The organism is Teredinibacter franksiae (genome assembly GCF_014218805.1).
Classification (GTDB): Bacteria; Pseudomonadota; Gammaproteobacteria; order Pseudomonadales; family Cellvibrionaceae; genus Teredinibacter; species Teredinibacter franksiae.
Genome location: NZ_JACJUV010000001.1, coordinates 4,073,479 through 4,099,362, shown reverse-complemented (window position 1 = coordinate 4,099,362; position 25,884 = coordinate 4,073,479). Strand labels below are relative to the sequence as shown.

Genomic DNA, 25,884 nt, shown 5'->3' with positions numbered 1-25,884 from the left:
TTGACTCAATTTTTCAGTAGCGCGACAGCGATTTACTCACTGTCTTCTGCGAACCATGGTTCACGCGCTTTCATAATCAATGTTGCTGCACGACCTTCGTCCATTCCAGCAATCTCGATAAGCTCGTCAACTGACTGCTCAGCAAGATCCTCCATGGAAATAACGCCTCGGGCCGCTAAGGTTGAAGCCAGTTCTTTGTCCATACCTTCCATCGACACTAGGTCTTCAGCAGGTTCCTGACCAGCCGTCTCTTCTTCGCTGGCAAGAGCCTGCGTAAGCAGTGCATCTTTCGCGCGACTGCGAAGCTCGTTGGCAATCTCTTCATCAAAACCGTCGATAGCGAGAAACTCTTCGAGCGGAACATACGCCACTTCTTCCAATGTAGTGAAGCCTTCATCTACCAAAATATCGGCAACGTCCTCTTCTACATCGAGCGCTTCCATGAACACCTCTTTCGAGCTGCCCGCTTCCTGCTCCTGCTTTTCGTTCCACTGCTCAACGCTCATGACGTTGATATCCCAACCACTAAGTTCAGATGCCAGGCGAACGTTCTGACCGCCACGGCCAATCGCCTGTGCAAGGTTATCTTCATTAACGGCAAGGTCCATTGCGTTTGTTTCTTCATCAACAACAATGGATTCAATTTCGGCTGGCGCCATAGCATTAACGACAAACTGAGCGGGGTTATCATCCCACAGGATGATATCAATTCTTTCATTCCCCAGTTCAGTGGATACCGCCTGCACTCGGGAGCCTCGCATACCTACACATGCACCAACCGGATCGATACGTCCATCATTGGTAGATACGGCGATCTTGGCGCGTGAGCCAGGGTCGCGCGCAGCGGCTTTCAGAGAAATAACTTCCTCTGCAATCTCAGGCACTTCAATCTTAAACAGCTCTACTAGCATTTCCGAACAGGCTCGGCTTAAAAACAACTGCGGACCACGAGCTTCTGGGCGAACATCCACTAACATTGCACGAATACGATCATTCATACGAAAAACTTCGCGGCCAACAAGCTCTTCTCGAGGTAAAAGCCCTTCCGCATTGCTACCCAAATCAATAATAATATTGTCGCGGGTAACTTTTTTAACTGTTCCAGAGATCAACTCACCCACTCGACCGCGGTATTGATCTACAATTTGCGCTCGCTCGGCTTCGCGTACTTTTTGCACAATAACCTGTTTGGCGGTCTGTGCGGCAATACGGCCGAACTCTACGTTGTCGACCACTTCTTGGTACACATCACCAGGGGTGAGATTAGCATCCTTTTCAAGCGCTTCCTCAGTAGTGAACTGTGTACCCAATTCGGCCAAAGTGTCATCGTCTACAACCAACCAGCGACGAACAGTTTCGTAATCACCGGTTTTACGGTCGATGGTCACTAGAATGTCAGAGTCTTCGTCGTAACGCTTTTTGCTGGCTGTAGCCAAAGCCATTTCGATAGCCTGAAAAATAACATCCTGATCAACGCCTTTTTCGTTAGAAACTGCGTCTGCGACCAACAAAATTTCTTTTTTCATCGAATTGCCTCTGAATCCTTAAATTCGAAAAAATTACCCAACATTTATAAACTATTTGCCACAGGCAATCTGAGATAAGCTAACTAAAGCGAGGAATAACGCTCGCTTTATCTATTAATTCATAAGGAAGCAAATACTCTTCGGCATCCACCTCCAAAATAACTTCGTCGTTTTCTATGCCCTTCAGCAGACCGGTAAACTTCTTCCTGCCATCAAAACCTACCCGCAGTTTGATTGCGATGGTTTCTCCGACATACTCGCCAAATTGTTTCAGTTTAAATAACGGCCGATCCATTCCGGGGGAAGACACTTCAAGCGTGTACTCACCAGTAATGGGGTCCTCGACATCCAATACGCTACTAATCTGACGGCTTATGCTCTCGCAGTCTTCGACCAAAACACCATCCGGCTTTTTATCAATATAAATACGCAACATAGACTTTCTGCCCTGGGCAAAATATTCAAGCCCCCAGAGCTCACACCCCATTGATTCAACAACAGGTTCCAACAACTCTTCCAATTGCGATTGCTTACCAGCCAAATTTATCCAGCCTCTACAAATAGGCTCAGCGCCTTACCTGCAAATCTAAAAACAAAAAATGGGCATAAAGCCCACTTCTACGACAACACGCATGCAGCCAACATGCCGAGCATATTTTAAGTCTGCGCTAAAACAAAGTGACCATCAACAAACCACGCTGCTCCAGATACGAAAAAACCCCAAATTGGGGCCTCTCGAAAGCAGAACACTACTGCCTGTTTCAACGCACTAAGTCGTGAAACCTTTAAATGGTGTAGTAGAGGCTGACCTTTAAATAACGGCCTTCACCCGACTGCTACCGGCAAGAGGTTAAAAGCGAGCCCTGTTCGGGCGTAACATTTCAAACATCTCACCTTGCTATAAGTTGGTAGCGGGGGCTGGATTTGAACCAACGATCTTCGCCCGGTTGCTACCGGCAAGAGGTTAAAAGCGAGCCCTGTTCGGGCGTAACATTTCAAACATCTCACCTTACTATAAGTTGGTAGCGGGGGCTGGATTTGAACCAACGATCTTCGCCCGGTTGCTACCGGCAAGAGGTTAAAAGCGAGCCCTGTTCGGGCGTAACATTTCAAACATCTCACCTTGCTATAAGTTGGTAGCGGGGGCTGGATTTGAACCAACGACCTTCGGGTTATGAGCCCGACGAGCTACCAGACTGCTCCACCCCGCACCAGTACTGCCGAGGGCTAAATGCTTCTAGCTCTACAGCAGAGGGGGCGCATTATAGGGGCAGGTATTTGGTGCGTCAAGGACAATTAATGGCGTTTAAACTTAAAACCTATAATAGTATTCCACGCCCGCGAAATTCGGATTAGTAGGGCCCAAATACAGCGGAGTAGCTCTCGTGGGCGCACGCAGTTTTACTACGCCACTCACTCAATTCATTTCAACCCCAAACAACAGAACGCCCAGGAAAGAGCACACGCCCAAAGCGCACCAACCGCAACTGCCGCCGCCAAGAAAACACTCAAGGAAATATTATAAGATAACACCAAGAATCACTTACCCCGCGCACCCCAAGCCCTCAACTTAAGGCGCCCGCAAATACCGCCAACCGAAACAAACTGCTGACCCACAACCCCGACAGAACGCCAATCAACTTCAGTAGGCACACCCCCGAAAAAAAAGGCCCTCCAAACTGGAGAGCCTTTTCAATATGGTGCCCAAGGCCGGACTTGAACCGGCACGGCTTACGCCACTACCCCCTCAAGATAGCGTGTCTACCAATTCCACCACTTGGGCAATTAATCTCATTTCGATACTTCCACTACTAAACCCGTCCAAAGTGATTTCTTGACACGCTTCGCGTCATTAACACAAACCGGTGCGTCACCCACCTGAACAGCTTTGGAAACTTTCTTACTCAACAGGCACTTTAGGCATGTCGCTCACATCAGGCTCTTCATTCGAAGCATCAAGACTAGGGATATCACTATCCACCGCCGCATCAGCCCCTTCAAGCACAGGAATATCACCAACAGACTCGTCTAGAACAGGGATTTCAGCTTGCTGCTCCAGCTCAGGTAAAGACAAACTGTCATCCACCATTGTTTTCTGTTTGGCTATAAGCGCAAGTGAAAAACTGGTTATAAAAAACACCGTGGCTAATATCGCGGTCATTCGAGAAAAAAAGTTGCTCGAACCACCAGAGCCAAACAGCGTCTGCGAGGCGCCAGCGCCAAAAGATGCACCCATTTCAGCGCCTTTACCTTGCTGCAGTAAAATTAAACCAATAACGGCCAACGCAGTCAGCAGGTGAACCAAAAGTATTAAGTTTTCCATTGTAGTGTCTCTATATTCGCTTATTCAGCCGCTCGGCAAATAGCGACGAAATCTTCGGCCTTTAATGAAGCACCGCCCACCAAAGCACCGTCTATATCTTTCTGCCCAAACAGACCTTCTGCCGAGTCAGGCTTAACGCTGCCACCGTAAAGAATACGCATTTGATCGCCTTCTGGCCCTAACACTTCACGAATGTATGAATGTACATCCTGAGCCATTTCCGGAGTAGCTGTTTTTCCAGTGCCAATTGCCCAAACAGGCTCATAGGCAATAATACCTTTTGCAACACCTGGCAAACCACAATGCTCAACGACAGCTAATAACTGCTGACCGATAACATCGAAGGTTTTACCATTTTCACGCTCTGCCAGAGTTTCACCAACACAAAGCACGGGAGTTAATCCTTTATCAAGAGCTGCCTGAAATTTCTCAGCAACAAGCTCTGATGTTTCGCCGTGGTACTCGCGGCGCTCAGAATGGCCTACCAACACATAACGGCAGCCAACGTCAGTCAACATATCGCCGGAAATTTCTCCGGTGTATGCACCACTCGACTGGGTACTGATATCTTGAGCTCCAAGCCCAACATTGGAATTATCCAATTGCACGGCGGCAGCTGCAAGATAAGGATACGGAGGGCACACAGCAACTTCTGCCTGATGTACTCCGGTCCACTGATCTAAGATTTCTGCCAGCAACTCCGAATTTGCAGTAACACTGCCATTCATTTTCCAATTGCCGATTACTATCTGTCGACGCATAAGGCTCTACCTTTTTTGTTTGCTCTAGCTTAGCTTGATGGAAAATTCTGGAGCCCCGGCAAAACGGGCGCAAATAGTAGCGAAGAACGCCGCCGGATACAACGCCAGAATTAAGGTTTTCTACATACAGCGGTCATGCTACCGCTTTTCCCACGATTTCTGCGAGCTCGTGAGCTAACTCAGACACCATACTGTGCTGCTGCCCTTCTACCATTACGCGAATAACAGGCTCAGTTCCTGAAGCGCGGAGTAATACTCGACCATTGCCCTCCATTCGCTTTTCTGCGCCGGCGATGGCCGCCTGAACCGCACTGTCGGCATCAAGATCGATGCGATTCTTAACCGGCACATTAACCATTACCTGCGGCATATTTTGCATACGCTGCTTTAAGTCGTACAAACTCTGCTGCTCGGCCATTAACGCCTTAAGTACCTGTAGAGCCGCAATAATGCCGTCTCCGGTTGTAGTCGCATCCGCACATACAATATGCCCAGAGGACTCCCCCCCTAACAACCAACCGTTCTTTTTCATCGCCCCAATAACATAACGATCGCCCACTTTCGCGCGCTCAAACGGAATATCCAACGCCTCTAAACCCTTCTCGAAACCAAAGTTACTCATAAGAGTACCAACAACGCCATTGCAACCTTCGCCGCGCAACTTGCGGTACGCCGCTATGATGTAGAGCAGCTGATCGCCATCAATAACTTCGCCTCGGTCATCTACAAACATTACCCGGTCACCATCGCCGTCGAATGCAATGCCCAAATCAGCATGAGACTCCAGCACCTGCTTCTGCAGCTGATTCATCTTTGTTGAGCCGCAATTCAAGTTGATATTAAGGCCGTCAGGCTGATCACATATAGAAATTACCGTCGCACCCAACTCGGAGAGCACCAGCGGCGCAATGTTATAGGTCGCGCCATTAGCGCAGTCCACAACGATGGTTAAACCGGCGAGACTGAAACCCCAGGGAAGCGTGCCCTTACAAAACTCAATGTAACGGCCCTCTGCATCACCAATTCTGCGCGCCTTACCCAGCTTGCTGGCCGTTGTCATCGGCTTGTCAATTTGGGCTTCAATAGCAAGCTCCACATCGTCTGCCAACTTGGTACCCAAGGTGTTAAACAGCTTGATACCGTTATCGCCATAGGGATTATGAGAAGCGCTAATGACGATGCCGGCGCTAGCGTGAAATGTACGTGTTAAGTATGCGATCGCGGGTGTCGGCATTGGCCCCAACAGCCCCACATCCACGCCTGCAGCAATAAGCCCTGCCTCCAAGGCGGATTCAAACATGTACCCAGAAATACGGGTATCTTTACCAATTAACACAGTTCCATTACCGGTACGATTTTTCTGCTCGGCCAACACTTTACCAACAGCCCAACCCAACTGAAGGAAAAACTGCGGGGTAATTGCACCCTCACCAACCTTCCCCCGAATCCCATCCGTACCGAAATATTTACGCGCCATTCACCTGCTCTCCAATAAGTGTAAGTTCGAGAATTTTTATAACGTCCAGCGTTTCTGCTACATCATGCACACGCACAATCCGGGCGCCATTTTGCACTGCCAACATTGCCAGCGCCAGACTTCCCGGCAAACGATTCTCCACATTCCGCCCCAACAGACGCCCTATCATCGATTTTCGCGACAAACCTACAAGCAAGGGTACACCCGGTTTCAGAAGTAATGGCAAGCCCCTAAGTAGCGCGAGGTTATGCTCATCCGTTTTGCCAAAACCAAACCCGGGGTCCAATATAATCTGAGGTGCCGGCTTGCCCAACCCCGCAGCGGCTTTCTGTACACAAGCTATTCGCTGAGACAGGTACACTTTTACATCATCGACCACTTGGTCGTAGGCGGGATTGTCCTGCATTGACCGCGGGCTGCCCTGCATATGCATCAAACAAATCGGCAATTCTGTTGAAATTGCCGCGCTTAACGCGCCCTCTCGCTCTAACGCCCGAACATCATTAATCAGCCCAGCACCCAACTTGCTCGATTCCACCATCACCAAAGGCGTGGAAGTATCAACCGAGATAACAGCATCAACTCGCGCAGCCAAAGCCTCCACGACAGGTAAAACACGGTCGCATTCCTGCTGAACTGAAACGGGCGATGCCCCAGGGCGAGTAGACTCCCCTCCTACATCCACAAAGGCCGCACCCTGGGCAACCATCTGCTCGGCTGAGCGTATAGCGCTATCTAACGTTAGGCTTTGCTGGGCGGAGGACTGGTAGTGTTTACCACCATCAAAAAAGGAATCCGGCGTTACATTCAGCACCCCCATAATTTTGGGGCCGGATAAGTCAACGGTTCGCGATCCGCAGGTTATTTTCATGCTGAGAGGTATTGAGCTGAGAGTGTTGAAAGGTTTATCGGATGATGAAAGCTTCGCTGAACTTAAAATTTTCGTTGGCATGTAAAAAAGCCCGGTCAGTCGACCGGGCTTAATACCACTTAATGCTGGTTAGCTGGCCCACCTACAGTAGGGCCGTCTTCTTTAGGCTCGGAGGTTTCACCGGTAGAGCCACCACCATCACCACCCAGATCTGAGTTATTCCAATCTTTAGGTGGCCTTACTTTCTTTCTAGCCATTAGATCGTCAACCTGATCGGCGTCGATGGTTTCGTATTCCATCAACGCATCTTTCATGGCCTCAAGAATATCTTTGTTTTCAGACAGGACTGTTGTCGCCCGCTCATAACAGCTATTGATAATACGGCGAACCTCCTCATCAATAACTTTTGACGTAGCACCGGAATATGAAGGCGTGCCTGTGCCAGGGTATGCACCTTCGTCCTCACCATAGTGGAGAGGCCCAAGCTTTTCAGACAGCCCCCACTTTGTCACCATGTTGCGGGCAAGCTCTGTTGCACGCTCAATATCGTTCGATGCTCCGGTGGTTACACCGTCTAACCCAAGCGTCATTTCTTCTGCAATTCGACCACCAAACAGAGAACACAAGCGAGACTCCAAGCCTCTTTTACTTTGACTGTATTTGTCTTCCTCTGGGAGATACACCGTAACCCCCAAAGCTCTACCTCGAGGGATAATGCTGACTTTATGCACGGGGTCATGCTCGGGTACCAGTCGCCCAACAATCGCATGCCCGGCCTCGTGGTAAGCCGTATTCTCTTTTTCTTTTTCACTCATTACCATGGTTTTGCGCTCGGCACCCATAATGATTTTATCGCGCGCCTTTTCAAAATCCTCCATCGTAACCAGTCGTTTATTAGCCCGCGCTGCAAAAAGAGCCGCTTCGTTAACAACGTTGGCCAAGTCTGCGCCAGAAAAACCAGGCGTTCCGCGGGCAATAATAGATGCCTGCACTTGATCATCCATTGGCACCTTACGCATGTGCACCTTAAGAATTTGCTCACGACCACGAATATCGGGCAACCCTACAAATACCTGTCGATCAAATCGACCAGGGCGAAGTAATGCACGGTCTAGTACGTCAGGACGGTTGGTGGCAGCAATAACAATTACGCCTTCGTTGCCCTCAAAACCGTCCATTTCTACCAACAGCTGGTTCAGTGTTTGCTCTCGCTCATCGTGACCGCCACCATGACCGCCGCCGCGGTGACGACCGACGGCGTCGATTTCATCGATAAAGATAATACACGGCGCCTGCTTCTTGGCTTGCTCAAACATATCACGTACGCGAGAAGCACCTACACCAACAAACATTTCAACAAAGTCGGAGCCCGAAATAGAGAAGAAAGGTACTTTGGCCTCACCGGCAATGGCTTTAGCCAACAGCGTTTTACCGGTACCGGGAGGGCCCGCCATAAGCACGCCACGAGGGATACGCCCACCAAGACGCTGGAAACGGGACGGATCGCGCAGGAACTCAACCAGTTCTTGCACATCTTCTTTAGCCTCATCTACGCCAGCCACATCCGCAAAAGTGGTTTTGACTTGGTCTTCGCCCAACAGCCGAGCCTTGCTTTTTGCAAAGCTCATCGGACCGCCACGGCCACCGCCGCCGCCCTGCATCTGCCGCATAAAAAACACAAAAACCGCAATAAATAACAATATAGGGAAGCTGGCTACCAACAATTGCTCCCAAAGGCTGGATTTCTCCGGCATTGCACCTTTAACCTCTACTCGATGATCGAGCAGGGTATCCATTAATTTCAGGTCGATAACCTCTGGCATCACAACCATAAACTGGGTGTTATCCAAGCGTATGCCAGTAATGATTTGACCCTGAATAATAACTTCACGCACGCGGTCGTCCTGCACCTCTACCATAAACTCGGAATAGGTCATTTCGTCCTGCGGGCTGGACTGATTAAAATTTTGAAAAACGGTAAACAATACTGCGGCAATCACCAGCCACAGCACTAAATTTTTAGCCATATCATTCAAGGCTGCTTCTCCTGATTATGACGTTTTTGCTGCATCACAACAAAAACAAATACGTATGCTGCCAGAGGCTACGAGTTACCTCGCAGTATAGTCCTCATTCCATTAGCCCTTAAAGCCTTTCGCCACCACATAAACTTCACGTGAACGGGGCCGCGATGCACCGGGTTTGCGTGTAACAACTTTCTGAAAACAGTCTCGACAGTTTTGAAGAAACTCATCAAACCCCTCCCCCTGAAACACTTTACAAACAAAAGCGCCACCGGGTCGAAGAGTCTGTGTTGCCATATCGAGCGCTAACTCAACCAAATACATTGACTGAGGCTGATCGACAGCGGCTATACCACTCATGTTTGGGGCCATATCTGAAATTACAAGATCTGCCTTAGCCCCACCTATAGCGCTCAACAACTCAGTTAACACGCTTTCTTCGGTGAAATCACCCTGCACAAAGGTAACACCCGCTATGGAGTCCATAGGTAAAATATCGGACGCCAATACCGTACCTTTGTCGCCGACTGCCGCAACCGCCACCTGAGACCAACCACCTGGCGCAGCTCCCAGATCAACAACCGTCATCGCCGGGCGGATTAACCTATCTTTTTCGTTCAGCTCGACCAGCTTATAACTGGCGCGCGAGCGATAACCATCCCTTTGGGCAGCCTTTACATACTGGTCATTAAAGTGTTCTTCCAGCCAGCCGCGGCTGGTTTTGGATCTAGACATATCTTTAGCCGATTGGCGATTACGGGTGTGCCCGGTACGATTCGGGCTGGCATTCTATGAGTTTAGAGTTCTACAGTCGAATAGCGAAGTACAAATTTGGCCAAAAATGCGCGAAATCGGCTCAGCGACTGGAATATAGGGCTTAAAAGCCTGTGAATCCTGTACAATACTGGCCCAATTTAAGTACCACAGAGAATGAATACATGAGCCTCTCCACGAACAAAATCAAGCAGTATCGCACCATAGGCCATGGTCTGAACCCAGTCGTTACGGTCGCAGGAAAAGGCCTTACCGAAAATGTAATCGCCGAACTCAATCGCGCACTGGACGACCACGAACTCATTAAGATAAAAGTCGCGGTCACCGACAGAGACGCTCGCAAGGCACTGATCTCAGAACTCTGCAATAACTGCCGCGCGCAACTCATTCAAGAAATTGGCAAGGTGGCACTGATCTTCCGTGAAGTTCAAAAACCTGATCCGAAAAAATCAAACATTCGGTAATCGTGAAAAAAATTAGGAAGCGCCTCCAGCGGGCTTTTCTCACCACAGGGGCTTGGTAATATGCCATCCCCCATGATTAAAAGTATTAAATTTAAACTTTGGCTAACCTTCCTGGTTACACTGCTGCTCAGCATTACTGCAATGCTGCTGTTTACCCACGCCAGCGTGCGCCAGGGTTTTCTCAATTACGCAACCGGGCAAGCCATTGATCGGCTGCAATACCTCGAATCTGCCATCTCCCAAATCTACGCACGAGAACTGTCACTGGCCCCACTCGAAAACGACAAACGCCTCTGGCGTCGGCTTAAATACCAAACATTCCGGGAATTTATAGAACAGCAGCAGCGCAAAGCCGTCAGCCGCAACGAACCGCCTATTCACCCCAGCGTAAAAGCACAAGAACGCGCTTTTATTGATCGGCTTATTTTAACCGACGAGAGCAAAACACTTATCGTCGGCGATCAATTCGCAAACGCCGAGTATTCATGGCGAGCACTCTATTTTGAATCAAACATTATTGGCTATATCGGCTACATTAAACCCACAGACTTTATGCGTTCAGTCGACCGACTTTTTGTTAGTCAGCAGCTAAAGGCTTTTGCTCTGCTCAGTATGGCCATATTCCTTGCGTCCTTTTTCGTTTCACTGATTGTTTCGCGCTGGCTAATCAAACCTTTGGGGGCACTGTCTCGCGGGGCCCGCAAAATAACCTCGGGCGACTACAGTATTCGACTACAGCATCAAAGCCCAGATGAGCTAGGCCAACTGTGCCAAAATTTTAATGAGCTGGCACGCACTCTTGAGGCCAATGAATCGGCACGAAAGCAGTGGGTTGCTGACATTTCCCATGAAATGCGCACGCCACTTGCGGTTATCAAGGCGCAAATAGAAGCCATGCTTGATGGCATACGCCCAACATCGGAAGACAACCTGAATTTACTCAACAGTAAAATTAATGCACTCAGCTCAATCATCAATGACCTCTACGAGCTTTCGCTAACGGATCTCGGCGCCCTTAGTTACAACAAAGAACAGCTCGACATACGCCAATTTATCGACAACATTGCACTGGATTTCGAGCAAAAACTGAGTACCGACGGACTTCAATTAACGGTAATAAACCAGCTACCAGAGAAATTACGCGTGCTCGCCGACAGTAAGCGCCTACAGCAACTCATAAACAACCTGCTGGAAAACAGTGCGCGCTACACCGATGCCCCAGGGAAAATTCGACTTTCAGCAAGCGTAGAAAGCAGCACCGTAAAAATAGTGCTTGAAGATAGCGCGCCCTCGGTGCCTCAATCGCAACTAAATAAAATTTTTGAACGACTCTTCCGCCTCGACAAATCGCGTAACCGGGAGTTGGGAGGTGCTGGCCTCGGGCTTAGTATCTGTAAAAATATTGTTGAGGCTCACCAGGGCACCATTCTCGCGCACCAGTCCAATCTCGGCGGGTTAACCATAATTGTGACGCTCCCACTTCACTGAGGACATATTCATGGCAGAAACTATTCTTATAGTGGAAGACGAACCAGACTTAGCTCAACTAGTAGAAGAATACCTTTGCGCCGAAGGCTATAACTGCCACCAACTTCACAGAGGAGATGAAGTAAAACCGTGGCTCGACGAGTACCAGGCCGATCTAATATTGCTCGACCTCATGCTACCCGGAAAAGACGGTGTGGAGATTTGCCGCGATATACGCACAAGCAACAGCCTACCCCAGACACCTATCATTATGGTAACCGCCAGAGTAGAGGAAGTTGATCGCCTACTTGGCCTAGACGTTGGCGCCGATGACTACATCTGCAAACCTTTCAGCCCCAAGGAGGTGGTGGCCCGGGTTAAAGCGGTACTGCGCCGCACAGGCACTAGCAGCCTAGACGCTCCAGCCCACGGCATGGAATTGCATGAAGACAGCCAGCGCGTTACCATCAAGGGCAGTGTTGCGGATTTAACAACCATTGAGTTCAGCCTGCTAAAACTGCTGCATTCAGAACCGGGGAAAATATTTTCCCGACAGTTCATAATGGAAAACATCTACAGTGACTACCGCATCGTCAGCAACCGCACCGTTGACAGCCACATAAAAAAGCTGCGCAAAAAACTGCAGGAATTAGAGCCAGAACTGGAACTGATACATTCTGTGTATGGCGCAGGCTACAAATACGAACCGACAACAGACATATGAAATTTATTACCTTTGGCCTGACACTTGCCCTGCTTACGAGCTGCAGTAATACACATAAAATCCCAGACCAGCTTTCTCCCGAATTCAAAACACGTATCACTAACACCGGGCTAAAGCATTTCCAATTGCGGCTGGTACCTAACGCTACTCAGGTGGTAGAGGTGCCCCTACAGCGCTCTAGGCGAGCCCGACAGCAACCCCCGGTTAACGCCGACAAACAGGCAAGAAAAAACGAAAAGCTTCTAGTTACTCAAGCCGAAATTGAAATTGCCTCGGTAGGGTACTGCGGCAATGGATTTTGGTTACTCGATAAAAATCTTTACGGCAATGCGCCCTACATTCGCGGCGAATGCCACGACACCGCCACCACCGAAGACCGCAAAAAATTCCCAGACACCTTACTTAGGTGGTAACTCAAACTTAGGTGGTAACTCAAACTTAGGTGGTAACTCAAACTTAGGTGGTAACTCAAACTTAGGTGGTAACTCAAACTCCAAACATTAAAAAGCGGGCTTATAGCCCGCTTTTTAATGTAAACGCATTATCTAGATGTACTGTACACCATCGATCTCAAACTCAATTTCACCACCGGGAGCTTTCACCACAGCCACATCACCAACTTGCTTACCCACCAACGCTCGGGCAATGGGTGAGGTAACCGATATTTTGTTAGCCTTAATACTCGCCTCGTCTTCACCAACGATTTGGTAACTGATCTCATCGTCCGTTTCAACATTAATCAGTTTAACCGTGGTACCGAATATCACCTTATCGCTAGGCGCAATAGTCGAAATGTCGATAACTTGCGAATTGGAAAGCTTACCTTCAATATCTTGAACGCGAGCTTCACAAAAGCCCTGCTGTTCACGTGCGGCATGGTATTCAGCGTTTTCTTTTAGGTCACCGTGTTCACGCGCTTCCGCTATTGAGGCTGTAATGCGCGGGCGATCAATTTTTTTCAGCTGATCCAGTTCATCTCGCAGAGCCTTCTCGCCTGCAACTGTCATAGGGTATTTTTGCATTGAAATAACTTACCTTATTTTTTATCGGCTACGAATACGTTCGTGCAAATCTTGCAATCGACGCACCTGCGGCTGCTGACCAAAACGAATAGCCATGCAGAGCGCATTCCCTGCCGCCAGTGTGGTTGTGTAATAAACGTGATTACTTTCCGCGCTTCGACGAATAGAAGCGGAATCCTTAGTCGCCTTTTTACCTTCTGTGGTATTTACAATCAATTGAATTTCGCGGTTTTTGATCATGTCTACAATATGCGGGCGCCCTTCGTTAACTTTGTTCACACGCTTAACTTTCAGCCCAGCCGCTTCCAACGTTTTAGCTGTACCCTGGGTGGCAACAATGACAAAGCCCATATCGACAAGCTCTTTAGCGATAATTACCGAGCCAGGTTTGTCGACATCACGCACACTGATAAACACAGTGCCCGACGTTGGCAATGCCGCACCACTGCCCTCCTGTGCTTTAGCAAAGGCTTCGGCGAAAGTGTCGCCAACGCCCATCACTTCACCAGTAGATTTCATTTCCGGACCCAGAATGGGGTCAACAGCTGGAAATTTATTAAACGGAAACACGGCTTCCTTCACACTGTAGTAATCGGGTATCACTTCCTCGGTAAATCCCTGTTCTTTCAACGATTTACCGGTTTGACATAAAGCCGCAATTTTTGCCAACGAGGTGCCGATACACTTAGATACAAAAGGTACCGTACGCGAACCACGTGGGTTCACTTCAATAACGTAAATTTTGCCGTCTTGGTACGCCAACTGAACATTCATTAGCCCAATAACACCTAACTCACGAGCCATTTTTCGTACCTGCTCGCGCATTTCATCCTGAACGTCGTCCGCAAGCGAATACGGCGGCAGAGAGCAGGCCGAGTCACCCGAGTGAACACCGCACTGCTCTATGTGTTGCATGATGGCGCCAATCACAACGGTTTCACCGTCCGACACCGCGTCAATATCCACTTCGATAGCATTATTGAGGAAGTGGTCCAAAAGCACTGGCGCATCATCAGAAGCTTGAACCGCCTCCTTCATGTAGAGGGCCAGCTCATTTTTGGTGTACACAATTTCCATTGCACGGCCGCCCAGTACATAGGAGGGGCGAACAACCAAGGGGTAACCAACCTGACCGGCTGCCGCCAGCGCTTCTTCAGTAGAGCGCACAATCGCGTTATCCGGCTGTAACAAGCCCAAGCGGTGGATCATCTGCTGAAAACGCTCGCGATCTTCCGCTCGGTCAATCGCTTCTGGGCTGGTACCAATAATGGGTACACCCTCTGCGGCAAGGGCATTGGCTATTTTTAGCGGTGTTTGCCCGCCAAACTGCACAATCACACCTTTGGGTTTTTCTTTATGCACAATTTCGAGCACATCTTCCAAGGTTACAGGCTCGAAATAGAGCCGATCGGAGGTGTCGTAATCGGTAGAGACGGTTTCTGGGTTACAGTTCACCATAATGGTTTCATAGCCATCGTCGCGCGCAGCAAGAGCAGCATGTACACAACAATAGTCAAATTCAATTCCCTGACCAATTCGGTTGGGTCCGCCACCCAGCACCATTATTTTTTCACGGTCGCTCGGTTCAGCTTCACACTGCTCTTCGTAGGTGGAGTACATATAAGCTGTAGAGGTAGAAAATTCCGCCGCACAGGTATCAACACGCTTATATACCGGATGCACGCCTTGCTTATGCCGATGATCGCGTACCGTTTTTTCTGTAACCGCCAGCAACGCACCCAAGCGCTGGTCTGAAAAACCTTTGCGCTTTAACGCCATCATAATACTGGCATCAATTTCCGAAAGCGGAATAGAAGCGAGCGCCAATTCGGTATCAATAATGTCTTTTATTTGCGCGAGGAACCAACGGTCGATACTGGACTGCTCGTATACCTCGTCAATACTCATTCCAGCGCGGAAGGCATCGCCCACATACCAGATACGCTCGGCACCTGGAGTGGCTAGATCCCGGCGAATTGTCGCCAGCGCGTCATCGGCATTAAGGTCCACCTTTGGCTCAAAGCCAGAGGAACCCACCTCTAAGCCACGCAACGCTTTTTGTATCGACTCCTGAAAAGTACGGCCAATGGCCATAACTTCGCCTACCGACTTCATCTGCGTGGTAAGGCGCGCGTCGGCATCGCCAAATTTTTCGAAGGTAAAGCGCGGCACCTTGGTAACCACATAATCTATGGAAGGCTCAAAAGACGCTGGCGTGGCACCGCCAGTAATGTCGTTTTGCAATTCGTCCAGCGTATAACCGACAGCAAGCTTCGCAGCCACTTTAGCAATAGGGAAACCCGTTGCTTTAGAAGCCAGAGCCGAAGAGCGAGAAACCCGAGGGTTCATTTCAATAACAACCAAACGACCGTCTTCCGGGTTCACCGCAAACTGTACATTCGAACCACCGGTTTCAACACCAATTTCACGCAACACCGCAATAGAGGCGTTACGCATAATCTGGTATTCCTTGTCGGTTAGGGTTTGCGCAGGCGCAACGGTAATGGAATCACCGGTATGCACACCCATAGGGTCGAAGTTTTCGATAGAACATATGATGATGCAGTTGTCGTTTTTATCGCGCACAACTTCCATTTCATACTCTTTCCAACCCAGCAGCGATTCGTCGATCAGCAGCTCATTTGTAGGTGAAAGATCGAGCCCGCGCGTACAAATCTCTTCAAATTCTTCCCAGTTGTAGGCAATACCACCGCCGGAGCCACCCATCGTAAATGAAGGCCGAATAATCACCGGAAAACCAAACATCTTTGGCACCGTGTTGGCTTCTTCCATGGTATGTACAATTTTCGCGCGAGCGCATTCGAGGCCAATTTTTTTCATGGCTTTGTCGAAACGGTTGCGATCTTCGGCTTTATCGATAGCGTCTTGATTTGCGCCAATCAACTCTACGCCGTATTTGTCGAGCACACCTTCCTTGTGTAATTCCAACGCACAATTCAGCGCAGTTTGGCCACCCATGGTGGGCAATATCGCGTCGGGGCGTTCTTTCTCTATAATGTTGGCCACCGTCTGCCAGGTAATAGGCTCAATATATGTCGCATCGGCCATGGAGGGGTCGGTCATAATGGTGGCGGGGTTGGAGTTCACCAGTATCACCCGGTAACCCTCCTCACGCAGAGCCTTGCAGGCCTGTGCGCCCGAGTAGTCAAATTCGCAGGCTTGACCGATAACAATTGGTCCAGCGCCAATAATAAGGATGCTTTCTAAGTCTGTACGTTTTGGCATGATGTTTCGCTTCGCAAGTCGTTAAGGGGAGGATGTGTATGGATCTCCGTCAAGCCAAGGCTTTAACGGCGCTCCTCCATCAACTCAATAAAGTGATCAAACAAGTCGGCCGCATCGTGTGGTCCTGGGCTGGCTTCCGGGTGACCCTGAAAACTAAAGGCGGGCTTATCGGTACGACGAATACCCTGAAGGGAACCGTCAAACAGCGACTTATGCGTTGCTTCAAGACATTCAGGTAACGACCCTTCGTCGGCAGCAAAGCCGTGGTTCTGGCTGGTAATCAGTACTCGCCCGGTTTTCAGGTTTTGAACAGGGTGGTTCGCACCATGATGGCCAAACTTCATTTTTGCTGTTTTAGCGCCACTGGCCAGCGCCAATAACTGATGCCCTAGACATATACCAAACAGGGGCAGGTTTTTATCCAGAATAGTTTTAATGGCCTCAATAGCATAGTCACATGGCTCGGGGTCGCCAGGGCCATTAGAGAGAAAAACACCATCGGGGTTCATCGCCAACACGTCAGTGGCAGGTGTTGTTGCCGGCACTACGGTCAGGTCACAACCGCGATCAACCAACATCCGCAGGATATTACGCTTGGCGCCAAAATCGTAGGCCACAACCTTGAAGCGCTTATTGTCGGGCTTAGAGTGCCCTTCGCCCAGCGTCCAAGAGCCTTCATCCCATTTAAAGGTTTCTGCCGTTGTGACCTCTTTGGCCAAATCCATGCCCTGCAAACCGGCGAAATCTTTCGCGGCAAGCAACGCTTCAGCCTCGTCAATATCACCGGCCATAATGCAGCCATTCTGAGCGCCCTTGTCACGTAAGATTCGGGTCAGTCGACGGGTATCAATATTAGCTATGCCGAGAATGTTCTTGGCCTTCAAGTATTCGTCAAGAGTACTCTCGCAACGAAAATTACTGGCAACAAAAGGCAGGTCGCGTATGACTAGGCCAGTAGCCCAAATTTGAGAGGCCTCTTCATCTTCCTGGTTCGTACCGGTGTTACCAATGTGCGGGTAGGTAAGCGTAATAATTTGCTTTGCGTAGGAAGGGTCTGTGAGAATTTCCTGATAGCCTGTCATCGAGGTATTAAACACCACCTCACCAACAGATTTACCTTCAGCACCTATCGATACCCCCTTAAAAACGCTGCCATCTTCCAGCACCAAAATAGCTGGCCGGCGGCCAACGCCAATCAATTGCCCAAGATCGAGAGCTTCAGTCGATTGCACCGATGCCAAAAGAATATCCTCCACCAATAGTCACGTCGGCTTTAGGCCGACAAAAGGCCGCACGAAAGAGCATATTCAAGCGAGACACTGGAATATGTTGCTAAACCATAGCAGAAGTTTTCGAACGGCTTGTGCAAAAAAGCGAGGTTGAGGCATGTGCCAGCCAACCTCGCTTTTAGTTATTCTGGATCTCAGATCAGCCAAAACGAGCGGCTAATCGAGGCGAGCGGTCACCGCTCAATATGAGGCCGGATTCTACTGGATAATGGGTGTCAGTGTCCATGGGAAAGATGCGACTTGCCCTCCGTTAGAACGTCAGCGACAATCATTCCACACTCGCTACCCCTTGGGCGAAAGAAATATAGCGGCTAACCTCTAAAGCAAACCGCTCGCTTGGCCGGTATTCACACCTAACACCAATATTCGGCCTTGGTTCATCGCGCACGAGAAGCTTGTAACAGCACCCTAACGGGAACAAAAGTATGATGATGTCATCAAACACCAAACTCAGAGAACGGGCTTATGCCAAAACCCGTTTATACCCCGCTTCAAGGACGACCCAAAAAGGATCTTTTAGCATGAAACTGACCTTTCTAACGGCAGGGGCGCTAAGCCTTTTGCTCGGAGGCTGCGCAACCCACCCCACCAACGTTCAAGATGTGGAGCCGGCAATATCGGAAGAAGCCCAACGACAGGCGCAAACCGCACTTATTGAGAGCGAGAAAGACCAATCGCTGGCACTCAAGCGCAAAATTGCTGTAGGCAAGCTCACCAACGAAACCACCTACGGAAAGAGCTTAATTGGCTACAACAGCGGCGACGAACTCGGCAAAAAAGTCTCCGACATGTTCGTACAATCACTGAACAACAGCGGCCACTACCTGATTTTTGAACGCCCCGGCTTAGACCTTATCGAAAATGAGGCAAAATTAACCGGCGCCACCACCAACCTTATTGGTGTCGATACCCTGGTTATGGGCTCATTAACACAATTTGGCCGCGCCACCACGGGCGAATCTGGCTTTCTCTCTTCCTCTAAAAAGCAAGAAGCTACCGCAACCGTAAACCTTCGCCTAGTAGACACTAGAACGGCACAAGTGTTTGCGACGGTAACAGGAACCGGATCCTCCGCTACCGAGTCCGCTAGCACCATGGGCTTTGGGTCTGTTGCTAGCTACGATGGAAGCCTTAATGACCGGGCGATTGGTGCCGCTGTTAATGCCGCGGTAGAGAAACTCAGTAAAATTGTACTTTCAAAGCTCTGGAGCGCTGACGTTATCGCAGTCGAAAACGAACAGGTTTTTATTAGCGGCGGCAAACATCAAGGTATTCGGCCTGGTATGTCATTTGATATTTTCACCAAAGGTAAGCTTGTTAAATCAACGACAACCGGCGGTAACATTCGCTTGCCTGGCAAAAAAATCGCCGTACTCACCATTAACGGTAGCTTTGGCGATACAGAATTCGAGGAAGGCTCCTTTGGCTTAATAACTGAAGGCAGTATCGACGGTGCTGAGTTAAGTAATCTAGAAGCTAGGGAGCAGCAACAATGAAAATTTATATTTTTGTTTTAACCCTGTTTTTTTTGTCAGGATGCGTCGATACACCCACCCACAGTACTACTGTTGTTGACGACAGGCCACGCATCGCATTCGAATCTAGCCAAATTGAAAACGCAAATCAATATCAAGTATACGTAGATGGCATTAACTATGGAGCCCTGACCAAATACCCGTTCAGCGAAAAAAACAAGTCCGCTTTAAGGGTAATAGCCGGAAAGCACAAGGTAGAGATCAAGCTCGGCCAAACATTAATCGCAACCTTTGATGTTGTACTCGGTGACCACGAAACAAGGGTTTTGAAGATTCCTGCCAATGAATAAAAAGTTTTGGATTGCAGTTTTTACCGCGGTGTACCTCACCGGCTGCACTACGTCTAGCCAGTACTACTGGCTAGACTACGAAGAAAAGCTATACGATTACTACCACAAACCCGCTAAAAAAACTAAAGTGGTCAATAGCTATATCGACGCCCTAGAGAGGGCTGACAAGTCTGGGAAAAAGCTAGCGCCCGGACTTTATGCCGAAGCGGGTTCTTTTATGCTTGAGCGAGGAGACAGAGCCCGAGCCCTGACGTTTTTTAAATTAGAACGTGATGCCTGGCCAGAAAGCTCTTCGTTAATGGATGCGCTTATTACCCACATCGATCAAGATTTGGAGGCTAAAAACTAATGCCGACCCAATTCAAACTTGCATGGATTAGCCTACTGGCGATACTTTGTTGTTCGTGCGCAAACCAACAACAATTCAGTAACAGCAAACTCAGTGAAGCCAAACCGAGATCGATACTCATTGTGCCGGTGGTCAACAATTCCGTTGATGTATACGCCCCTACCTCCATGCTCACCACCCTCCCCTCAATACTCGCCGAAAAAGGCTATTACGTTTTTCCCGTTAATACCGTAAAAATGATACTGGACCACGAAGGCCTGTACGAACCGGCAGAAGTTCATGCACTACCACCGCAAGAGCTAGCCAAAATGTTCGGCGCCGACTGTATTTTATATGTCACGATTAACCAGTGGGCATCGCAATACGTTTTAATCTCAACCACTACCGTAGTTAACTTTAGCTACAAAATTGTCAGTAAAGATGGCGAAGAACTTTGGGCCGCAAATAAACAGCTCACCCATACACCGCAAAACGATAGCTCCGGCAATATCTTCGCTGATTTAATAATTGCCGCAGGTTCCGCCGCCTTTGAGCGTGCCCTACCCAACTATTTACCGTTAGCGCATCAGGCAAACCAACAGGTTTTCTCCACAGGGACAACAGCCATCCCGCCCGGGCCTTACGCTACGCCCAAATAAATACCATCAACCATTCCTACAACCATAAAAAAAGGGATTCGAAAGAATCCCTTTTTTTATGGTTCAGCAAAAGTGAACACTAGTTCAAGCCCAAAACATCCTGCATATCGTAGCGACCGCTTGGCTGAGTTGCCAGCCAGATAGCCGCTCGAACAGCACCGCGAGCAAAAGACATTCGGCTGGAAGCTTTATGCGTAATTTCTACGCGCTCACCATCGGCCAAAAACGAAACCGTATGATCGCCAACCACATCGCCGCCGCGCACGGTAGCGAAACCAATAGTGTCACGCTCACGTGCACCGGTTTGGCCTTCACGACCATAAACAGCAACCTTTTTTAAATCTCGACCAAGGGCATTAGCAACCACTTCGCCCATACTCAACGCGGTACCAGAAGGTGCATCAACTTTATGACGGTGATGCGCTTCGTACACTTCAATGTCCGCATCATCACCCATAACCTTCGCCGCCATGTCCAATAATTTAAAACACAGGTTTACACCCGTACTGAAGTTGGACGCCAAGCATATGGGAGAATCCTTTATAGCCTCATCAAAGACCCCTTTCTGTTCATCGGAAAAGCCCGTAGTACCCACAACCATTCCCTTGCCTGCAGCACCACACACCTGTGCATTCACTACCGTAGCCACAGGAGCGGTGAAATCGATTAGCACATCGAACTGCCCGACAACCTGCTCAATATCACCCACCACTGCAATGCCTATTTTACCAACCCCTGCAAGCTCTCCAGCGTCGGCACCAATCAGCGAACTGTCTGGGCGCTCAATCGCCGCAGCGAGTTCGGCGCCCTCGGCCAAAGCCACAGCTTCGATCAGCGTTTTGCCCATACGCCCAGCGGCGCCGGTAACGGCTATTTTTATGGTCATAGTGTTTTCTTCTTGATTCGGTTCTCTTAAACGGGGGTTTAACCCGCGCTAAGTTAGAAATAGATATGGAGCGCTTCGCAACTGGCTTTTTTACCCAGAAGGGCGAAACCCGCTCCAAATTCCAGCGGGGCAAAGCCCCGGTCTAGCAGGTGCGAAGCACCCGCTCGCCCAAAGCCGAAGGCTTTGGGCTTACATTTTCATATCACCAAAGAAACTTTTCATTCCATCAAACCAGCTGTGTTGCTTAGGAGAGTGTTTTTTTCCTTGGAAAGACGCTCGCAATTCTTCAAGCAGGTCTTTTTGTCTAGCCGTCAGGTTAACCGGCGTTTCTAGGATAACCCTGCACAACAAATCCCCTGCAGACCCTCCTCGAACCGGCGTTACACCTTTATTTCGCAAACGAAACAACTTGCCGGTCTGAGTCTCGCCGGGCACTTTCAACTTTACTCGACCATCGAGGGTGGGCACTTCAATTTCACCACCGAGGCAAGCATCAAAAATACTAATAGGTACTTCGCAGTACAGGTTTTTGCCGTCGCGCTGGAAAAACTCGTGATCTTTAACCGACACCTGCACATACAGGTCGCCTGACGGCCCACCATCAGCACCGGCTTCACCTTCACCGGCAAGGCGAATACGGTCACCGGTATCAACGCCCGGAGGGACTTTTACAGAAAGTGTTTTGGTTTCTTCAACTCGACCGCGCCCATGACAACCATTACAAGGGTCTGAAATAGACTGGCCTTTACCACGGCATGTTGGGCAAGTTTGCTGTACAGAGAAAAAACCCTGCTGCATACGCACCTGACCATGACCACCACAGGTATTACACGTGGTAGGGCTAGTACCAGGCTTTGCACCGTTTCCGCCACAGGTACTACAACCAACCAAAGTGGGCACTTTAATTTTTACTGTAGCGCCGCGCACAGCGTCTTCTAAAGTTAAATCCAACGTGTACCGAAGGTCCGCACCACGAGATGGACCACCACGCCCGCCGCGACCACCACCACTACCGCCAAAAATATCGCCAAATACATCACCGAAAATATCGGAGAAACCGCCAAAGCCTTCTCCGCCACCCATTCCGGCTTGGCCTTCAACACCCGCGTGCCCATATTGATCATAGGCGCCACGCTTCTGGTCGTCCGAAAGAATCTCGTAGGCTTCGCTGGCTTCTTTAAACTTCTCTTCAGAGGCTTTATCACCTTCGTTTCGGTCGGGGTGATGCTTCATTGCCACTTTACGGTAGGCTTTTTTCAATTCCTGTGCAGAGCAGTCTTTGGAAACCCCGAGTACTTCGTAATAATCACGCTTGGACATAAATAAATTTTCGGCAGTTAGAAAACACAACAAGCGCGAGAAGAAATCCCGCGCTTGGTAAAGAGCAAAAACTTACAGCACTGCTTACTTACTGTTTTCGTCTTTCACTTCTTCGAACTCGGCGTCTACAACGCCTTCTTCAGCGGGTTGTTCCGCACCCTCATCGGCTGCGCCCGGCTGTTCAGCAGCTTGCTCAGCATAGAGTTTTTGCGCAAGGCTACCGGAAGCATCGCTTAGCTTTTTGGTAGCAGCTTCCATTGCTTCTTTGTCTTCACCTTTTGCAGCCTCTTCGGCTTCCTTAATAGCGGCTTCGATGGCAGACTTTTCGTCAGCCGTCGCCTTATCACCCGCTTCTTCAAGAGTCTTCTTCGTTGCATGAGCAAGCCCCTCCAAGGTGTTGCGTGCAGTCACAACTTCTTCAAACTTGCGATCTGCTTCGGCGTTAGCCTCTGCATCCTTCACCATGTTATCAATTTCGTCATCACTCAAACCAGAAGACGCCTTAATAACAATGGACTGCTCTTTACCGGTCGCCTTGTCTTTGGCCGACACATTCAGAATACCGTTTGCATCAATATCGAAAGTTACTTCAACCTGAGGCATTCCACGAGGAGCGGGAGGAATGTCGGCGAGGTCGAAACGTCCTAAGGACTTATTGCCGGTAGCCTGCTTTCGCTCACCCTGAACCACGTGAATGGTTACAGCCGTTTGATTGTCTTCGGCGGTAGAGAACACCTGTGACTTTTTCGTCGGGATAGTGGTGTTTTTCTCGATCAGCGGCGTAGCAACACCACCCATGGTTTCAATACCAAGCGTTAATGGCGATACATCGAGAAGTAACACGTCTTTTACATCGCCAGAAAGAACGGCGCCCTGAATAGCGGCACCCATAGCGACGGCTTCATCGGGGTTTACATCTTTACGAGGCTCTTTGCCAAAGAACTCAGCGACTTTTTGCTGAACCATAGGCATACGTGTTTGACCACCAACCAAAATCACATCGTCGATTTCACTAACCGAAAGATCAGCATCTTTAATGGCGATTTTTAATGGCTCAAGTGAACGATTAACCAGCTCTTCAACCAAGGATTCTAATTTGGCACGAGACAACTTAACAACCAAGTGCTTAGGGCCAGTAGCATCTGCCGTTATATAAGGCAGGTTAACTTCCGTTTGCTGGCTGGAAGATAGCTCAATCTTGGCCTTTTCTGCCGCTTCTTTTAAACGCTGTAAAGCCAAAGGATCGCTGTGCAGGTCAATGCCATTAGTAGCTTTGAACTCTGACGCTAGGTGCTCGATCAAACGCAAATCGAAATCTTCACCCCCAAGAAAGGTGTCTCCGTTAGTAGACAACACTTCAAACTGGTGCTCGCCGTCTACATCGGCAATTTCAATAATGGAAATATCGAAAGTACCACCACCCAAGTCGTATACCGCAATTGTGCGGTCGCCAGGGGTTTTATCCATACCGTAAGCCAGTGCCGCGGCCGTTGGCTCGTTAATAATACGCTTAACTTCTAGGCCCGCAATTTTACCTGCGTCTTTGGTGGCCTGGCGCTGAGAGTCGTTAAAGTACGCCGGTACGGTAATAACCGCCTCGGTAACTGATTCGCCCAGGTAATCCTCGGCGGTCTTCTTCATTTTTTTCAATACTTCAGCGGAAATCTGAGGTGGCGCCTTTTTGTCGCCCTTCACTTCTACCCAAGCATCGCCATTGTCGGCAGCGGCAATGGTGTATGGCACCATTTTGATATCTTTCTGAACAACGTCGTCCTGAAACTTACGGCCAATCAGTCGCTTAACCGCAAAAAGCGTATTCTGCGGATTAGTCACCGCCTGACGCTTAGCACTCTGACCAACAAGAATTTCGTCATCGTCGGTGTAGGCCACGATGGATGGTGTAGTACGATCGCCCTCAGCGTTCTCAATTACCTTCGGTTTATTACCTTCCAACACCGCAACACACGAGTTGGTAGTACCTAGGTCAATACCAATAATTTTGCCCATTGATCATCTCCAGTCTTCAATATATTCAGGCCCGCTTTGGCTTGCCTGCTAAATTCTCTCGCTAACAATGTCAGCGTCTTGCTCTTCAATATTGGTTCAGTCGCCCGTTATTCAAGTGGCTAAACCGATTGTTTTTTACTCAACGGCTATTCCGGAGCCTTAGACACCACTACCATAGCCGGTCGAACTAGGCGCCCATTCAGGGTATAACCACACTGGTAAACGTTAATAACGGTGTTGGGTTCTACATCCGGTTGCGGCACCGCCGTCATGGCTTGGTGCAACTCGGGATTAAAGGGCTCCCCTTCAGGGTTTACCTGCTCCACCTTGTGGCGCTGTAGTGCATCCATTAGCGATTTCAAGGTCAGCTCTACACCCTCAGTTACCGAAGCCAAATCGGCAGCCTCTGCTGCGGATGCTTCTACTGCTCGCACCAAATTATCGGCCACCGGCAGCATGTCACTCACAAATTTTTCCACTCCAAATTTGTGCGCTTTTTCAACATCTTGCTCCGCCCTGCGACGCACATTCTGTGCTTCAGCAGCTGCGCGCATGGCCTGCTCCTTGGCTTCGTTAAGCTCCGATTGCAGCTTTTCGATTTCAGCCTCTAATTCAGCGACAACCCCAGCGGCTGCCTCTGATTGCGGCTCCTCTTCAATGGCTACCTGCTCTGCTGCCACTTGCTCTTCAACTTTTTCTTCATTGATGTCGTTTTCAGGTTGATCGTGGTTACTCACGCGCATCTCCAGCTCAGTTTTTTACTGAGGGCAATATGGGGCCTTTGGTTACACATTCAAGCCTGTGAAGCCCCGCACAAAAAACTATTGCATAAAGTGAGGCAAATACTGTATAAATAGCCACCAATAAATACTGTATAAATAGCCACCCCAC

At 49.3% G+C, this 25,884-nt stretch carries 23 protein-coding genes and 2 tRNA genes; 8 read left to right on the top strand and 17 right to left on the bottom strand.

Features of this window, described 5'->3' with window-relative positions:
* Nucleotides 1-32 precede the first annotated feature (32 nt).
* From nusA to rlmE, 10 genes are all read right to left on the bottom strand, one after another.
* Nucleotides 33-1,526, bottom strand: a complete 1,494-nt coding sequence (gene nusA / locus H5336_RS17200) for a transcription termination factor NusA (protein ID WP_185235453.1) — start codon at nt 1,524-1,526, stop codon at nt 33-35.
* Nucleotides 1,527-1,605: 79 nt separating this feature from the next.
* Complete coding sequence (gene rimP / locus H5336_RS17195) at nt 1,606-2,067, bottom strand: ribosome maturation factor RimP (RefSeq protein ID WP_185235452.1); 462 nt, start codon at nt 2,065-2,067, stop codon at nt 1,606-1,608.
* 593 nt (nt 2,068-2,660) lie between these two features.
* Nucleotides 2,661-2,737: transfer RNA gene (locus H5336_RS17190), tRNA-Met, on the bottom strand.
* 487 nt (nt 2,738-3,224) lie between these two features.
* A tRNA-Leu gene (locus H5336_RS17185) sits at nt 3,225-3,309 on the bottom strand.
* Nucleotides 3,310-3,426: 117 nt separating this feature from the next.
* Nucleotides 3,427-3,849, bottom strand: coding sequence for a preprotein translocase subunit SecG (gene secG / locus H5336_RS17180; protein ID WP_185235451.1), 423 nt, complete (start codon nt 3,847-3,849; stop codon nt 3,427-3,429).
* Between the two features lie 20 nt (nt 3,850-3,869).
* Entirely contained in the window at nt 3,870-4,610 is a 741-nt protein-coding gene (gene tpiA, locus H5336_RS17175) for a triose-phosphate isomerase (RefSeq protein ID WP_185235450.1), read from the bottom strand.
* A 133-nt stretch (nt 4,611-4,743) separates the two neighbouring features.
* Nucleotides 4,744-6,087, bottom strand: coding sequence for a phosphoglucosamine mutase (glmM, locus tag H5336_RS17170; protein ID WP_185235449.1), 1,344 nt, complete (start codon nt 6,085-6,087; stop codon nt 4,744-4,746).
* Nucleotides 6,077-6,958: a dihydropteroate synthase gene (gene folP, locus H5336_RS17165; RefSeq protein WP_185235813.1), complete on the bottom strand. Its 882-nt coding sequence runs from the start codon at nt 6,956-6,958 to the stop codon at nt 6,077-6,079. Before folP ends, glmM begins: the two co-directional genes overlap by 11 nt.
* Before the next feature lie 119 nt (nt 6,959-7,077).
* The gene (gene ftsH, locus H5336_RS17160; RefSeq protein WP_446697312.1) at nt 7,078-8,994 is read right to left on the bottom strand and encodes an ATP-dependent zinc metalloprotease FtsH; all 1,917 of its coding nucleotides are present in this window, start codon (nt 8,992-8,994) and stop codon (nt 7,078-7,080) included.
* Nucleotides 8,995-9,096: 102 nt separating this feature from the next.
* Entirely contained in the window at nt 9,097-9,717 is a 621-nt protein-coding gene (gene rlmE, locus H5336_RS17155) for a 23S rRNA (uridine(2552)-2'-O)-methyltransferase RlmE (protein ID WP_185235448.1), read from the bottom strand.
* Between the two features lie 203 nt (nt 9,718-9,920).
* On the opposite strand from rlmE, the gene H5336_RS17150 reads away from it, so the two are divergent.
* From H5336_RS17150 to H5336_RS17135, 4 genes are read left to right on the top strand one after another with little or no spacing between them, the layout of a single operon-like run.
* Nucleotides 9,921-10,220, top strand: coding sequence for a YhbY family RNA-binding protein (locus H5336_RS17150; RefSeq protein ID WP_185235447.1), 300 nt, complete (start codon nt 9,921-9,923; stop codon nt 10,218-10,220).
* Between the two features lie 60 nt (nt 10,221-10,280).
* Nucleotides 10,281-11,708: an ATP-binding protein gene (locus H5336_RS17145; RefSeq protein WP_246439122.1), complete on the top strand. Its 1,428-nt coding sequence runs from the start codon at nt 10,281-10,283 to the stop codon at nt 11,706-11,708.
* Between the two features lie 10 nt (nt 11,709-11,718).
* Nucleotides 11,719-12,411: a response regulator gene (locus tag H5336_RS17140; RefSeq protein ID WP_185235446.1), complete on the top strand. Its 693-nt coding sequence runs from the start codon at nt 11,719-11,721 to the stop codon at nt 12,409-12,411.
* The gene (locus H5336_RS17135; RefSeq protein ID WP_185235445.1) at nt 12,408-12,824 is read left to right on the top strand and encodes a hypothetical protein; all 417 of its coding nucleotides are present in this window, start codon (nt 12,408-12,410) and stop codon (nt 12,822-12,824) included. The genes H5336_RS17140 and H5336_RS17135 overlap by 4 nt, the downstream gene beginning before the upstream one ends.
* Before the next feature lie 132 nt (nt 12,825-12,956).
* On the opposite strand, the gene greA is transcribed toward H5336_RS17135, so the two are convergent.
* From greA to carA, 3 genes are all read right to left on the bottom strand, one after another.
* Nucleotides 12,957-13,433, bottom strand: a complete 477-nt coding sequence (greA, locus tag H5336_RS17130; RefSeq protein WP_185235444.1) for a transcription elongation factor GreA — start codon at nt 13,431-13,433, stop codon at nt 12,957-12,959.
* A gap of 21 nt (nt 13,434-13,454) precedes the next feature.
* Nucleotides 13,455-16,679 (bottom strand): carbamoyl-phosphate synthase large subunit, encoded by a 3,225-nt coding sequence (gene carB / locus H5336_RS17125; RefSeq protein ID WP_185235443.1) that lies wholly within the window; start codon nt 16,677-16,679, stop codon nt 13,455-13,457.
* Nucleotides 16,680-16,741: 62 nt separating this feature from the next.
* Nucleotides 16,742-17,911 (bottom strand): glutamine-hydrolyzing carbamoyl-phosphate synthase small subunit, encoded by a 1,170-nt coding sequence (gene carA / locus H5336_RS17120; protein ID WP_376766552.1) that lies wholly within the window; start codon nt 17,909-17,911, stop codon nt 16,742-16,744.
* A gap of 578 nt (nt 17,912-18,489) precedes the next feature.
* On the opposite strand from carA, the gene H5336_RS17115 reads away from it, so the two are divergent.
* From H5336_RS17115 to H5336_RS17100, 4 genes are read left to right on the top strand one after another with little or no spacing between them, the layout of a single operon-like run.
* The gene (locus H5336_RS17115; RefSeq protein WP_185235442.1) at nt 18,490-19,464 is read left to right on the top strand and encodes a CsgG/HfaB family protein; all 975 of its coding nucleotides are present in this window, start codon (nt 18,490-18,492) and stop codon (nt 19,462-19,464) included.
* Complete coding sequence (locus H5336_RS17110) at nt 19,461-19,793, top strand: hypothetical protein (RefSeq protein ID WP_185235441.1); 333 nt, start codon at nt 19,461-19,463, stop codon at nt 19,791-19,793. Before H5336_RS17115 ends, H5336_RS17110 begins: the two co-directional genes overlap by 4 nt.
* Entirely contained in the window at nt 19,786-20,142 is a 357-nt protein-coding gene (locus H5336_RS17105) for a DUF4810 domain-containing protein (protein ID WP_185235440.1), read from the top strand. The genes H5336_RS17110 and H5336_RS17105 overlap by 8 nt, the downstream gene beginning before the upstream one ends.
* Nucleotides 20,142-20,780 (top strand): DUF799 domain-containing protein, encoded by a 639-nt coding sequence (locus H5336_RS17100; protein ID WP_185235439.1) that lies wholly within the window; start codon nt 20,142-20,144, stop codon nt 20,778-20,780. The genes H5336_RS17105 and H5336_RS17100 overlap by 1 nt, the downstream gene beginning before the upstream one ends.
* A gap of 79 nt (nt 20,781-20,859) precedes the next feature.
* Here H5336_RS17100 and dapB read toward each other — a convergent pair whose 3' ends face one another.
* The 4 genes from dapB to grpE form a co-directional block, all read right to left on the bottom strand.
* Nucleotides 20,860-21,666, bottom strand: coding sequence for a 4-hydroxy-tetrahydrodipicolinate reductase (gene dapB / locus H5336_RS17095; RefSeq protein WP_185235438.1), 807 nt, complete (start codon nt 21,664-21,666; stop codon nt 20,860-20,862).
* Between the two features lie 189 nt (nt 21,667-21,855).
* Nucleotides 21,856-22,986 (bottom strand): molecular chaperone DnaJ, encoded by a 1,131-nt coding sequence (gene dnaJ, locus H5336_RS17090; protein WP_185235437.1) that lies wholly within the window; start codon nt 22,984-22,986, stop codon nt 21,856-21,858.
* An 84-nt stretch (nt 22,987-23,070) separates the two neighbouring features.
* On the bottom strand, nt 23,071-24,993 hold the full coding sequence (gene dnaK, locus H5336_RS17085; protein WP_185235436.1) for a molecular chaperone DnaK: 1,923 nt from the start codon (nt 24,991-24,993) through the stop codon (nt 23,071-23,073).
* A 146-nt stretch (nt 24,994-25,139) separates the two neighbouring features.
* Nucleotides 25,140-25,742 (bottom strand): nucleotide exchange factor GrpE, encoded by a 603-nt coding sequence (grpE, locus tag H5336_RS17080; protein ID WP_376766551.1) that lies wholly within the window; start codon nt 25,740-25,742, stop codon nt 25,140-25,142.
* Nucleotides 25,743-25,884 lie beyond the last annotated feature (142 nt).